Annotated in this window: 11 protein-coding genes; 7 read left to right on the forward strand and 4 right to left on the reverse strand. The window is 67.3% G+C overall.

The window, feature by feature from the left end:
* Positions 1 to 5 precede the first annotated feature (5 nt).
* Together purE and ACEN9K_RS07520 are read right to left on the reverse strand one after the other, a co-directional pair.
* On the reverse strand, positions 6 to 590 hold the full coding sequence (purE, locus tag ACEN9K_RS07515; protein WP_495635484.1) for a 5-(carboxyamino)imidazole ribonucleotide mutase: 585 nt from the start codon (positions 588 to 590) through the stop codon (positions 6 to 8).
* Entirely contained in the window at positions 587 to 1,783 is a 1,197-nt protein-coding gene (locus tag ACEN9K_RS07520) for a 5-(carboxyamino)imidazole ribonucleotide synthase (RefSeq protein WP_223994448.1), read from the reverse strand. The genes purE and ACEN9K_RS07520 overlap by 4 nt, the downstream gene beginning before the upstream one ends.
* Before the next feature lie 174 nt (positions 1,784 to 1,957).
* Between ACEN9K_RS07520 and ACEN9K_RS07525 the strand changes: the two genes are divergently transcribed.
* Complete coding sequence (locus ACEN9K_RS07525; protein ID WP_495635485.1) at positions 1,958 to 2,518, forward strand: GtrA family protein; 561 nt, start codon at positions 1,958 to 1,960, stop codon at positions 2,516 to 2,518.
* A 14-nt stretch (positions 2,519 to 2,532) separates the two neighbouring features.
* Here ACEN9K_RS07525 and ACEN9K_RS07530 read toward each other — a convergent pair whose 3' ends face one another.
* Positions 2,533 to 3,234 carry a TIGR03089 family protein gene (locus ACEN9K_RS07530; RefSeq protein ID WP_268002811.1) on the reverse strand — a complete coding sequence of 234 codons (702 nt, stop codon included), beginning with the start codon at positions 3,232 to 3,234 and terminating at the stop codon, positions 2,533 to 2,535.
* Between the two features lie 392 nt (positions 3,235 to 3,626).
* On the opposite strand from ACEN9K_RS07530, the gene ACEN9K_RS07535 reads away from it, so the two are divergent.
* The 3 genes from ACEN9K_RS07535 to ACEN9K_RS07545 are packed head-to-tail and all read left to right on the forward strand — an operon-like array spanning position 3,627 to position 9,275.
* Positions 3,627 to 4,160: a WhiB family transcriptional regulator gene (locus tag ACEN9K_RS07535; RefSeq protein ID WP_018770156.1), complete on the forward strand. Its 534-nt coding sequence runs from the start codon at positions 3,627 to 3,629 to the stop codon at positions 4,158 to 4,160.
* A gap of 29 nt (positions 4,161 to 4,189) precedes the next feature.
* A complete protein-coding gene (locus ACEN9K_RS07540) occupies positions 4,190 to 7,558 on the forward strand; it encodes a glycosyltransferase family 2 protein (RefSeq protein WP_134164542.1) in 3,369 nt (1,122 codons plus the stop codon).
* The gene (locus ACEN9K_RS07545) at positions 7,551 to 9,275 is read left to right on the forward strand and encodes a DUF5719 family protein (protein WP_223994452.1); all 1,725 of its coding nucleotides are present in this window, start codon (positions 7,551 to 7,553) and stop codon (positions 9,273 to 9,275) included. The genes ACEN9K_RS07540 and ACEN9K_RS07545 overlap by 8 nt, the downstream gene beginning before the upstream one ends.
* 19 nt (positions 9,276 to 9,294) lie before the next feature.
* On the opposite strand, the gene ACEN9K_RS07550 is transcribed toward ACEN9K_RS07545, so the two are convergent.
* Positions 9,295 to 9,807 carry a metallopeptidase family protein gene (locus ACEN9K_RS07550; RefSeq protein WP_018770153.1) on the reverse strand — a complete coding sequence of 171 codons (513 nt, stop codon included), beginning with the start codon at positions 9,805 to 9,807 and terminating at the stop codon, positions 9,295 to 9,297.
* A 117-nt stretch (positions 9,808 to 9,924) separates the two neighbouring features.
* Here ACEN9K_RS07550 and ACEN9K_RS07555 point away from each other — a divergent pair, with 117 nt between their 5' ends.
* The 3 genes from ACEN9K_RS07555 (at position 9,925) to ahcY (ending at position 12,159) form a co-directional block, all read left to right on the forward strand.
* Complete coding sequence (locus ACEN9K_RS07555) at positions 9,925 to 10,311, forward strand: DUF3499 domain-containing protein (RefSeq protein ID WP_478222135.1); 387 nt, start codon at positions 9,925 to 9,927, stop codon at positions 10,309 to 10,311.
* A 78-nt stretch (positions 10,312 to 10,389) separates the two neighbouring features.
* Positions 10,390 to 10,617: a Trm112 family protein gene (locus ACEN9K_RS07560; protein WP_018770151.1), complete on the forward strand. Its 228-nt coding sequence runs from the start codon at positions 10,390 to 10,392 to the stop codon at positions 10,615 to 10,617.
* 75 nt (positions 10,618 to 10,692) lie between these two features.
* On the forward strand, positions 10,693 to 12,159 hold the full coding sequence (ahcY, locus tag ACEN9K_RS07565; RefSeq protein ID WP_056393496.1) for an adenosylhomocysteinase: 1,467 nt from the start codon (positions 10,693 to 10,695) through the stop codon (positions 12,157 to 12,159).
* Positions 12,160 to 12,184: the final 25 nt, after the last annotated feature.

A 12,184-nucleotide genomic window follows, 5' to 3' on the forward strand; every position in this document is an offset into this window, starting at 1 on the left:
CCGCCCTAACGGCTGCCCCGGAGAGCGCTTGAGCCGCCGGGGAAGACTTCGCTGACTTTTTGCCGCAGGCTGGCCCCCTTGCGGGAGGCGACGGCGTTGAGGTCGGCGGCGAAATCCAGGAGGTCCGCCCGCAATGAAGAGGCAAGCGCATCTGTGCCGGAGGCCAGCATCCGTACGGCCAGGAGCCCGGCGTTCCGCGCCCCTGCGATGGATACCGTGGCAACCGGCACGCCGGCCGGCATCTGGACGATGGACAGCAGGGAGTCCATTCCGTCAAGGGTCTTCAGGGGAACGGGAACGCCGATCACGGGCAGCGGCGTGACGCTGGCGAGCATGCCCGGCAGGTGGGCGGCGCCGCCTGCGCCGGCAATGATGACCCGCAGGCCGCGTTCGTGGGCGGTCTGGCCGTACCGGATCATCTCGGTGGGCATCCGGTGGGCCGATACGACGTCCGCTTCAAAGGGGATGCCGAACTCGGCCAGGGCGTCGGCCGCAGCCTCCATGACGGGCCAGTCCGAGTCGGAGCCCATGACCAGCCCCACCAGGGGACCGGCGCCGGAACCGGCGGCTGTGGTTGCTTCGGCGCTCATGCATTCTCCTCGAATATTGCGGAAGGTTCTTCGGTGCCAACCCGTCCATCACGGATGATGCCTGCCACGGCCGTGGCCCGCCGGCGCACCGCGTCGACTTCCGCGGTTGACGATCCCAGCAGGTTGACGTGGCCGATCTTACGTCCGGGCCGCACTGATTTGCCGTAGCAGTGGATTTTGGCGGCCGGCTCGGCGGCAAGAGCCATGGGGTAGGCGGAGTACAGGTCCTGGTTGTCCCCGCCCAGGAAGTTCTTCATGACCGCGACGGGCGCCAGCGCATCGGTGGCGCCCAGGGGCAGGTTCAGGACGGCGCGAAGATGTTGTTCGAACTGGCTGGTAATTGAACCGTCCTGGGTCCAGTGGCCGGTGTTGTGCGGACGCATGGCCAGCTCGTTGATAAGGAATCCGGCGCCGCTGCCCGGTGTTTCGAAGAGTTCCACGGCAAGGACGCCGGTCACATCCAACTCGGCGGCGATGCGCAGGGCGGCGTCCTCCGCGGCGGCAGCAACCTCCAGCGGAATGTCCAGCGCGGGAGCAATCACCTCGTCGCAGACACCGTCCACCTGGATGGTGTGGACCACCGGCCAGGCCCGTGCCTCGCCGTCGGGTGTGCGTGCCACGAGGGCGGAGAGCTCGCGGGTGAACTCGACTTTCGCCTCTGCCAGCAGGGGACTCATGGCGGCAAACCAGTCCGCGGCTTCAGCGGCCTCGTCTGCTGAGCCCACGATCCGGACCCCCTTGCCGTCGTAGCCGCCCCGTGGGGTCTTCAACACGACAGGCCAACCGGTTTGGTCGCCGAAGCGGACCAGCGCGTCCACGTCCGCGACCGACGCCCAGGCCGGGTTAGGCAGTTCCAGCCGGTCGATGGCGGCACGCATGACCAGTTTGTCCTGGGCATGGACCAGGGCGTCCGGTCCGGGCTGGACGTTGACTCCGGCCTCCAGGAGGGCTCGAAGGTGGTCCGTCGGCACGTGCTCGTGGTCGAACGTCATCACGTCCAGGCCCTTGGAAAATTCCAGGAGCGTCTGCAGGTCCTTGTAATCGCCCACCGGCGTGGCCGGTACGGCCGACACTGCGGAAACGTCGTCGCCCTCGGCCAGGACGCGGAGTTCAAAGCCGAGTGCGGTAGCGGCAGGGGCCATCATTCGCGCGAGCTGGCCGCCGCCAACCACGCCTATCACTGGGAAAGTCACATCTGCCAGCCTACCGAAGAGGGGCCCGATCCCGCTTTTCCCGCCCGGCGGGGGACGCAGATTTTACGCCGCTGGGCTACCCGGTCTGCTGGCCGGCAACACATGCTCAAAGCTTTGGGGGCTAAAATGGGCATTTGGCCGTGTGGCCCACAGTTCGGACGGCCATGGAGGGTCATGTTTAGCGCACTTTCAGATCGTATCCGGGGACTCGCCTCACTCTTCTGGCGCGAGGTGGCCAAATTTGGTGCGGTGGGCGGTGTGGCGTTCGTCATCGACAACGGACTGACGTATTACCTGATGCACGGTCCCATGTCGGACAGCGAGGCGAAGGCCCGCTTTGTGGGTGCCACTGTCGCTACCGTCTTCTCATGGGTGGCGAACCGTTTCTGGACGTTCCGTCACCGCCGCCAGGCCAACATCCTCCGCGAATTTGTCATGTTCACCATCATCAATGGCATTGGCATCGGTATCTCCACCGGATTCACGGCACTGGCCAAATACTGGATGGGCATCGACGACAAGAACCTGCTGTTCCTGGCGGGTGTGGCCGGCATCCTGGTCGCCACGGTGGTCCGCTTCTTCGCGTACCGCTTCCTGGTGTTCAACGAGGAACTGGACCAGGAGCCGGAGTTCTCCCACGACCACGAGATCATCGAAGCCCACCCGCACAGGGAGCACGCACATGCCGCTGAACGCCCGGCTCCCACCCCGGCCGACGGCGGTCCGCAGGCCTAGGCTGTGCAACCTGATTAACTGCCGTGGATCCGTTCGTCAGCGAGCAGTTTGTCGGTAAGCGCCACGTCAGGATGGGTCAGCACCACGGAGCCGCCCTGCTGCCAGGCACCCAGCGCGTTGGCCAACGCGGATTCCAGTCCCTGGTCTGCAGCAACATGCACCCTGGCTCCTTCCGAGTGCGGCAGGGCGAAACTGCTGGTCAGTTCGCTGTGCAGGATGGTGCGCCCATCGTGCGTCCGCAGCGCGCAGGCTGAGGGATCCGGGTCGGCGTGCGGCATGAACACATCCCCGTGGGACCGCACCTCCGCGGCGTAGTCAAGGCAGCCGGCGGGAAGCTCCCCGGTCCAGCGCATGGCCAGGGCGGGCAGCGCAACTGCAATAACGGCGTCGTCCTGTTCCCCGGCGCCGGCGGGATCGTCCGTGGCCAGGAAATCTGCCGGGCCGCCGTCGAGCACGGTTTCCAGTCCAAGCTGCCACCCGGCCAGGGCCCAGACCAAAGCCTTCCAATGGGCCGGCAGCGCGAGCCGCAGGCGCATACCCGGCTCCGCATCCAGCTCGTCCTGCAACAGGTTGCTGGTCTTGGCCACCCAGTTGTCCAGGACCCGTCCCGACAGTTCCACCCGTTCCGAGTCGGGCCCGTACCAGGTCAGGCGGGGCGCCGTGGAATTTCCGGAGCGAAGGGTACCCATCAGGTCTATGGCGGGGATTGTCGTCATGGCTTCATCCTGCCACCTTCCCGGGTCTCCCGGCGGTGCCCATTTCCTGGCGGCAGTTTCCTGCCGGCTCCCAGGGTGATAATAATCACACACACTGCTAAGCGTGCTTGCTATTTCGGCGGGGACCGGGTATTTTCCCCGCGGATCCGGAGAATTTGCGGTCTGTTTGGCCCTTGTCGGCACCCCGCGGCATCCGCCACGCCCGGGTGAATGGAAATCCCGGGCGTGGCGTGCGCAAACTTCCCAGGTTGGACTGTCTATTATCCCGGCAACGGCTTGACTCGCCCTAGTTACACACGTGTAATTAGGTAACTAAAGCAATTGCGTAAATACCGGCACACAACCGAGTGTCCACGTATCCAGGCAGTGGCTGAAACATCAGGAGGGTCGCCGTGGGGCAAGCAGAGCGTATCCAGGAAGATGCCGTCGTGGCCGGTCAGGCAACGGCAAAATACCGTGCGCGGGGGGTGCCGAGTGATTGGTATGTTGACCCCGCCGATCCTGATGCCGCAGAGCGGTACAACAGGAATTCCGGCAGCATCCTCGAGGACCAGGCCACCGCGTTCCTTGCGGCACACGAGGCCCTCCTTGACGGCGGCGCCGAGCCGGAAGACGACCTGGATCCGCCCATGGAGCTGGCAGCGCCCGGTACCGCCCAGCCGGTATGGATTGGACTTCCGCTCCAGCAGGACTTCGACGACGAGGGCGAACTTGGCTGGCAGACGGACGCATTGTGCGCCCAGACGGATCCGGAAGCATTCTTCCCGGAAAAGGGCGGCTCCACCCGCGATGCCAAGAAGGTCTGTGGTGCCTGCAACGTCAGGTCCCAGTGCCTGGAGTATGCGCTGGCCAATGACGAACGGTTCGGCATCTGGGGAGGCCTTTCCGAGCGTGAGCGCCGGCGGCTAAGGAAGCGAGCAATCTAATTCTTCAGGATGTCCATGTCACTGCCGTTGTGGTCGCCCACAACGGCAGTGCCTATCTGCCCAGAACCCTTTCGGCCCTGGCGGCCCAGACCAGGCCCGTGGACCGCGCCATTGGCGTGGACACCGGATCCCGCGACGACTCGCACAGCCTCCTTCAGGAAGCCTTGGGGGAGGCCGCCACTGTCAGCCACCCCCGGGGCAAGGGCGGTATGGGCGCCGCCGTCTCCGCCGCGCTTGGCGCGCTGGCGCCCTTCGAGGCAACTGTCGACGGTCCGGGTACGGAGTGGGTCTGGCTGTTGCACGACGACGCCGCGCCCGCCCCAGAGGCCTTGGCTGAACTCCTGGGCGCCGTGGAGCGTGCGCCTTCAGTGACTGTTGCCGGCTGCAAACAGCTGGACTGGCATTCGCCGCGGAAGTTGATGGATGTGGGTTTGTCCACCAGCCGGTGGGCGGAGCGGCTTACCCTGATCGACGCTGACGAAATGGACCAGGGCCAGTACGACGGCCGCACTGATACCTTCGCCGTCAACTCCGCAGGCATGCTTGTCCGGCGGGACATCTGGGAACACCTGGGCGGTTTCGATCCCGCCCTGCCCGGCAGCGGCGATGACGTCGACTTCTGCTGGCGTAACCGGCTGGCAGGCCACCGCGTCGTGGTGGTCCCCGCAGCCCGCATGTTCCATGTGGCGCACCGCCCGCACGCCCTTGGAAACCCGTCCGCAGCCCGGAAAGCGCAGGTCCACCTGCGCCTGAAGCACAGCCCGCTCTGGATGGTGCCCCTCCACGGCATCGGTGCACTGCTGGGCAGCCTCTTCAAACTTGTCCTGAGCGTTGTGGTCAAGGATCCCGGCCACGGCATTTCCCAACTCCTTGCCACTTGCGCTGCCCTTGGCCGGCCCGGGGCCGTGGCGAGGGCCCGGCGGACAGCCAAACGCACACGGCGCATCCGCCGGTCCGTGATCCGCAAGCTCCAAACGCCCCGACGCGAGGTGTGGAGCCACCGCAGGTCGTTGATGGAGGCCCTGGGATCCGACGGGTCGGGCGCAGACCACCTCGTGCAGGATCCGCTCGCGCACCAGCCAACCGGCGATGCCGCGGACGATTTCGCCGCCCTGGCCACCAGCAAACGCGGATGGGTGGGTAACGGCGCCCTGGCTGCCGTCATTATTGCGGCGGTCGCCTCGCTCCTGGCCCTGGCTGGGCTGTTCCGCGCGGGGGCCGTAACCGGGGGCGCCCTGATTCCTGTCTCCGCCCAATTGGGCGATATCTGGCACCATGCCTCGAGCTGGTGGATCAGCCTGGGGGCGGGACTCCCGGGGCACGGCGATCCCTTTGACTACGTGCTCTGGATCATCGGCGTCCTCGGCGGAGGTGACGCCAACCCCGCCATGGCGTGGCTGCTCCTGCTCGGGGCCCCGCTGTCCGGACTCACCGCGTGGTTCGCCGCGGGCGGGGTCACAGTGCGCCGCCGGCTCAGGTTCGTGGCGGCCATCTTTTGGGCTGCTGCTCCAGCACTCCAGGTGGCACTGAACCAGGGCCGCGCCGGTGCGTTGATCGCGCACATCATGCTGCCGCTGGTGGTCCTGGGCCTGCTGCGCGCTACCGGCTCGGCGGTAGGCCACGGCCGTTTCAACCCCGCGTCAGCCCTTGACGACCGGCCGGCCGAACTGCCGCCGGCCAAGGCGGGCATCAACGGGGTGCCCTCATGGACGGCCGCCGCAGCTGCCGGCCTTGCGCTGGCGGTCACAACGGCGTCGGCGCCCTCTTTGCTTGTCCCTGCGGCCGCGGTCATCGTGCTCTGCGGGGTCCTGCTGGGACGGCGCGGGCGGACAGTGTGGTGGGCGCTGTTGCCCAGTGCGGCCTTGTTTGTCCCCTTCGCGTTGTCGACGCTTGACCGGCCGAGGGCACTCCTGGCCGACCCCGGACTCCCGCTGGGATTCGACGCTGCCCCACTCTGGCAGCAGATCCTGGGCCAGCCCCTGTCATTCGACCCTGCTGGCGGCATACAGGGGCTGGCGGCCTTCGCGGGCGGACCGATGCCGTGGGCCCTGCTGCTGGCACTGCTGGTCGCCGTGCCCGTGCTGGTCCTTGCTGTAGTGGGTCTCCTGGGCCCCGGGCGGCGTGCCGGGACTGCCAGATGGTTCTGGGTTGCCGCGGTGATCTTCCTTGCCAGTGGATGGCTGGCCAGCCACGTTGCCACGGGCCTGAACGAGGACGTCCTAGTAACGCCCTTCACCGGACCGGCAGTGTCTGCCGCGTCCTTTGCCCTCCTCGCGGCAGCCCTCCTCGGAGCCGAGCAGTTGCTGTCCGCTGCGGCACGGGCTTCCGGTACCGGGGCCAAGACCCGGACTGCGACACGCGCCGGCCTGGCACTGGGCCTGGTGGTACTGCTGGCAGGACCGTTGGCCGGAATGGCCGCCTGGTCCGCGCAAAACCTGCTGCGCCCGGCCGGAGCAACGGCCGCGCCTTCAGTGGCCACGCTGGGAGATGCCACCAGCCCAGCCCCTCCCGGGGCCGGGGGAGCCCTGGGCGCGCCGCGGCTGGTGGAAGCCACTGCCGGACGGTCCCTTCCCGCCACCGCCATTGACAGGGGGATCGGACCCGAGCAGACACGAACCCTCCTGCTCCGTACCGGCGACGACGGTACCTTCAATGCATCCCTGATGCGCGGGAGCGGCACCACCCTGGACAGCTTGTCTGCCATCGCCTCCGCACGGAACATCATTGGCGCTCCCGGCGCGGAAGAGGTACGTGGCGACGACGACGTCACCGCTGCTCTTCGACGCGTTGCAGCCACCCTGGTTGCCGGGCAGGGCGTGGACCCGCGGACGGACCTGGAACAACTCGGTGTCGGATTCGTGGTGCTCCGCTCCGCGGACACCGCAGCCCAGCTGACCGCCAGCCGGATGGATGCAGTTCCCGGCCTGGTGGCCGTGGGACAGACCGACGTTGGCTGGCTGTGGCGCATCAGCCCGCTGAACCAGCCGGTCATCCAGGCCGCCGATGTTGCCCACCGTGTCCGCATTGTCGATCCCCGCGGCGCGGCCACGGCGCTGGTGGCATCCGGAACTGATGAGGTCGACGCCGCAGTCCCGGCAGGTGCCGAAGGCCGTTTGGTGGTGCTTGCCGAACGCGCCGATCCCGGGTGGACTGCCTGGCTCGATGGGCGGAAGCTGACCTCCACCACCTCAGGCTGGTCCCAGGCGTTTACCCTTCCGGCATCGGGAGGCCGGCTTACCGTCCGGTACGAAAACCCGTGGTCCTTCTGGACTGCCGCCGCCCAGATCACGGTGATCGGACTGACAGTCATCCTTGCCATCCCCATGCCGGCCCGACGGCCGCGGACCGGCCTCTCCCGTGACGAGGGCTCCTTGCGTAAGGAACACCAACATGCATGACCACACCCCACCGGCCACGGCGCAGTCCGATGCCGGAACGCAGCCCGCAACCAAGCAGCCGGCCGCAGGCGAAAAGCCGGCCCCGGAGCGGACCGGGACCGGGACAGGCAGGAAGGCATCCGGCCGCGGCGCTACCCGGCTGCCCGGCGCCAAGGGCCGCGCAGCATCCGCGGCCGGAGTGGCGGCAGGCGTCCTCATCCTTGCCGGCACCGGTGCCGTGGTGGCCGCGGGGTCATTGACGCCGCATCCGGAAACCAGCCGGACTGTGCCGGCCGCGGAAGCCGCTGTTCCCGCAGGAGCCAGCGTCGGAGTCTGCCCCGGGCCTGCGCGGCTGCTGGAAGGCACCGACGCGGGCACTGACGCCCAGTTCCGGCCCGAGTCAGCCACGGCCGCAACCAGGGTCAGCGCCGCTGTGCTTGGCGCGGGCGGCGTGCTGCCGGGGAGCCGGCTGTCAGGACTGGACGGAACGGCCGCCGTCGAAATCGCCAAGGACCCCGGCGCGGCGCCCACTGCCGGCACCCCCCAGGAGCTCCTTGCCGGAGTAGTTGCCGACCGCGCGGTGGACCAGGTCAATGTCCTCAGTGCCAACGCCCTGGCAAACCAGAACGCATCGGCTGCGGGTGCCATGAAGTACACCGCCAGCGACGGCGACCTCCAGGGCAGTGCCGCGGCGACGTGCGCGCAACCCTCCAACGACCAGTGGCTTGCAGGTGCCGCCACCACGCTTGGCCGCACCTCCGTGCTGGCGCTGACCAACGCCTCCAGCACTCCTGCCACTGTGAGCCTGGAGCTGTTCGGGGCGGGCGGTCAGATCCAGGCTCCGGGCAGCCGCGGACTGCTGGTTGCCCCCGGCACCACGCGCAGCGTAGTCCTCGCAGGGCTGGCGCCCAACGAGTCCCAGCTCAGCGTGCATGTCCGCAGCGCCGGTGGCCCGGTTGCCGCGTCAATCCAGCAAAGTGTCCTGCGCGGCCTTGCCCCGGGCGGCGTGGATTTCATTAGCCCGGGGGCTGCGCCCGCAGTCCGCCAGGTAATGACGGGGGTGGACATCCAGGATCCGGCCGGTGTCGCTGCACTGACCGGGCAGCCGGGGTACCGGGACGCGGGCCCCGCCCTGGAGCTGACCGTGCCCGGCGCTTCCGACGCCGTGGTGGAGATCAAGCTGTACGGTCGGGACGGCCAACATGCGCTTCCCTCCGGCGGTGTTATCACCGCGAAAGCCGGGTCAACCACGGAAGTATCCCTGGCCGGGGTTCCTGCCGGCCAGTACACCGTCGCGGCCTCATCCGACGTGTCCTTCGTTGCGGCAGCACGCATGGGCCGCGGCCTCCAGGCGGGGCAGCCCCTGGACGTGGCATGGGCGGCGTCCGCCGTGCGGCTCGGCAGCCAGCACGTGGTTCCCGTTCCCAAGGGAGGACTTCGCCAGCTGGTTTTCGGCGCCCTGGACGCCCGGGCCACCATCACTTACGCACCCATCACGGCTGATGGAAAGGTGCGGCCGGCGGCCACCGCGGACATCGCCGGGGGGACAACCGCCTCCATCAGCATTCCGGCACAGGCCGACGGGGCCGACGTCGTGGGCTATGTCGTGTCCGCGTCAGGCGGCGCAGCCTATGGAGCGGTGCTCGTGGGACAGGACGGTCGGAACGATGTTTCCTCCCTGGCTTTCCTCGCTGCTGCGGCCGGGCGGGAAACAGTCCCGGTCACGCTGGGCTACTAAAGGTTCCCGGCTGCCGTTATCAATAGCGGCGGCGGTACACGGGATCCAAGGTCTCCGGAGCCACGCCGAGCATCTCGGCCGTGTGTTCCACCACCACATCGTGGACCAGGTCCTGGAGCTCTTCCACGCTGGAGCAGGCCTGCTCCACAACCCGCCGGTACACCGTAATCATGGGCCCGTCATCACCGGAAGCGGGTGTGTAGGAACCCATCGGCGGCGTGGTGGCATGGGCGGCCAGCTGCTCAAGGTCCGGCGGGATCTCGTCCACACCAAAGCGCACGCCGTCCAGTGTTTTGCCCCAAATATCGTGCAGCCGCTGGGCTGAATCCAGCACCATGTCGTCAAAGCGGTCGGCACGCGTCCGGTATCCGGGGTGCGTGGGCAGCATCACCTCACCGCGAAGGCCACGCCCGTGGCGGTTCCGGCGCCGCCTGAAGAAGCTCCTGCCGGCAGTCTCCACGCCCGTTGCCGTGCTGGCATCCGGGTCAGCCAACCGGACCGAAAAGCCTGATTCATGGTTCGATGACTGCATACATCGACTCTAAACCCGGGGGAGGATTTACGCGATACATCCCTGTGGCTGCGGAGACGCGTCGGCCCGTGCGCCAATGCGCGGTTTTTGCGCAGCCAAGGGGTAGTCTGTGATGTCGTGGGAGCTATCCGTCAGTGTTCAAGGTCAGCCTGCCGCCAGTCGGCGGTAGCCACCCTGACGTACGTGTATGCAGACTCCACCGCAGTCCTGGGTCCGCTGGCCACGTATGCGGAGCCGCACTGCTACGACCTCTGCGAGCAACACGCTGACTCGTTGACCGTTCCCCGCGGCTGGGAAGTGCTGCGCCTGGCCATGCCGTCGACCCCCCAGCAGCCAGGGCCGGATGACCTTTTGGCGCTCGCCAACGCCGTACGGGACGCCGCTGCCCTCCCCCCGGAACCCCAGCCAAGCGCCCAGCGCGGCCACCATTCCGCCCTTGAAGCTCCTGCGGGCGCCGAAGGGGTACGCCGGGGGCACCTGCGCGTCCTCCGGGAACCTTCCTGACCTCCATCTGGCGGTACGCTGGAAGCTGCACATCTTTCCGCTACCGGCGCGAGCGCGCCCGCCAGGGAGCATGAACAAATGCCTAAGATCAGTCCCGAGCTGTTGTCCGTCCTGCGTTGCCCCGTGACCGGCTCGCCGCTGGTCCAGGAGGGCGAAGAACTGGTGGCCACTGCCGCCGGGGATACGGGGATCAGGAACCGGTACGCCATCGAAGACGGGATCCCGCTGCTGTTGCCTCCGGAACTGCTGGCTGCAGCAGCATCGGCAGGTTCGGACCAGCACGATCACGCCGCGGCAGGGCTCTAGTTCACCTGTATCCGCCCGCACAGAAACAGCAGAACGGGGACTGGACCAGGACCCGGACCAAGCAAAGGACCACCCATGACTTTTGACTACAAAGTTGCCGACATCTCCCTGGCGGAAGCCGGCCGCCACCAGATCCGCCTGGCGGAGCACGAAATGCCCGGCCTGATGTCCCTCCGCGAGGAGTTCGGCCCCACCCAGCCGCTCAAGGGTGCCCGGATCGCCGGTTCCCTGCACATGACGGTGCAGACCGCGGTGCTGATCGAGACCCTTACCGCGCTGGGCGCCGAGGTCCGCTGGGCCTCCTGCAACATCTTCTCCACCCAGGACGAGGCCGCCGCGGCCGTGGTGGTGGGCAAGGGTACCGTTGAGGACCCCAAGGGAGTACCCGTGTTCGCCTGGAAGGGCGAGACCCTTGAGGAATACTGGTGGACCGCCGAGCAGATCCTCACCTGGCCCGGCGCCGACTCCAACCCCGAGCTGGGTCCGAACATGATCCTGGACGACGGCGGCGACGCCACCATGCTGGTCCACAAGGGTGTCGAGTTCGAGGCCATCGGCAACGTGCCGTCCGCCGATGCCGAGGATTCCGAGGAATACGGCATCTTCCTGGACGTGCTGCGCCGCTCGCTTGCCGCGGACCCGCAGAAGTGGACCCGAACGGCAGCCACGATCAGGGGCGTCAGCGAGGAGACCACTACCGGTGTCCACCGCCTCTACCAACTGGCTGACCAGGGCAAGCTGCTCTTCCCGGCCATCAACGTCAACGACTCCGTCACCAAGAGCAAGTTCGACAACAAGTACGGCATCCGCCACTCGCTGCCCGACGGCATCAACCGGGCCACGGATGTGCTCATGGGCGGAAAGGTCGCTGTCGTCTGCGGTTACGGCGACGTGGGCAAGGGCGCGGCCGAGGCGCTGCGCGGCCAGGGTTCACGCGTCATTGTCACCGAGATCGACCCCATCTGCGCGCTGCAGGCGGCCATGGACGGCTACCAGGTGGCCAAGCTGGAATCCGTCCTGGCCCAGGGCGACATCTTCATTACCACCACGGGCAACAAAGATGTCATCATGGCCGAGCACATGACCGGCATGAAGAACAAGGCCATTGTGGGCAACATCGGCCACTTCGACAACGAAATCGACATCGCCGGTCTGGCCCGCATCCCCGGCGTCAAAAAGGTCGAAATCAAGCCCCAGGTCCACGAATGGGTCTTTGAGGAAGGCACGGCGGCGGAGCGCTCCATTATCGTCCTGTCCGAGGGCCGCCTGCTCAACCTTGGCAACGCAACCGGCCATCCGTCTTTCGTGATGAGCAACTCGTTCGCAAACCAAACCATTGCGCAGATCGAGCTGTGGACCAAGCGGGACCAGCACGAGTATGAGAACAAGGTCTACGTGCTGCCCAAGGTCCTGGACGAAAAGGTGGCCCGGCTGCACCTGGACGCCCTGGGCGTTGAACTTACGGAACTGACCAAGGACCAGGCGGAATACCTGGACATCGACGTCGCCGGTCCGTACAAGCCCGAGCACTATCGTTACTGAGACGTAAGGGCCCGGGCGCCATCGA

The organism is Pseudarthrobacter sp. Pseusp20 (assembly GCF_059492155.1).

Coding starts and splice junctions, on each gene's coding strand:
- ACEN9K_RS07545 (WP_223994452.1), top strand. CDS start 7,551: ATGCATGACCACACCCCACCGGCCACGGCGCAGTCCGATGCCGGAACG.
- ACEN9K_RS07560 (WP_018770151.1), top strand. CDS start 10,390: ATGCCTAAGATCAGTCCCGAGCTGTTGTCCGTCCTGCGTTGCCCCGTG.
- purE (WP_495635484.1), bottom strand. CDS start 590: ATGAGCGCCGAAGCAACCACAGCCGCCGGTTCCGGCGCCGGTCCCCTG.
- ACEN9K_RS07530 (WP_268002811.1), bottom strand. CDS start 3,234: ATGACGACAATCCCCGCCATAGACCTGATGGGTACCCTTCGCTCCGGA.
- ACEN9K_RS07550 (WP_018770153.1), bottom strand. CDS start 9,807: ATGCAGTCATCGAACCATGAATCAGGCTTTTCGGTCCGGTTGGCTGAC.
- ahcY (WP_056393496.1), top strand. CDS start 10,693: ATGACTTTTGACTACAAAGTTGCCGACATCTCCCTGGCGGAAGCCGGC.
- ACEN9K_RS07525 (WP_495635485.1), top strand. CDS start 1,958: ATGTTTAGCGCACTTTCAGATCGTATCCGGGGACTCGCCTCACTCTTC.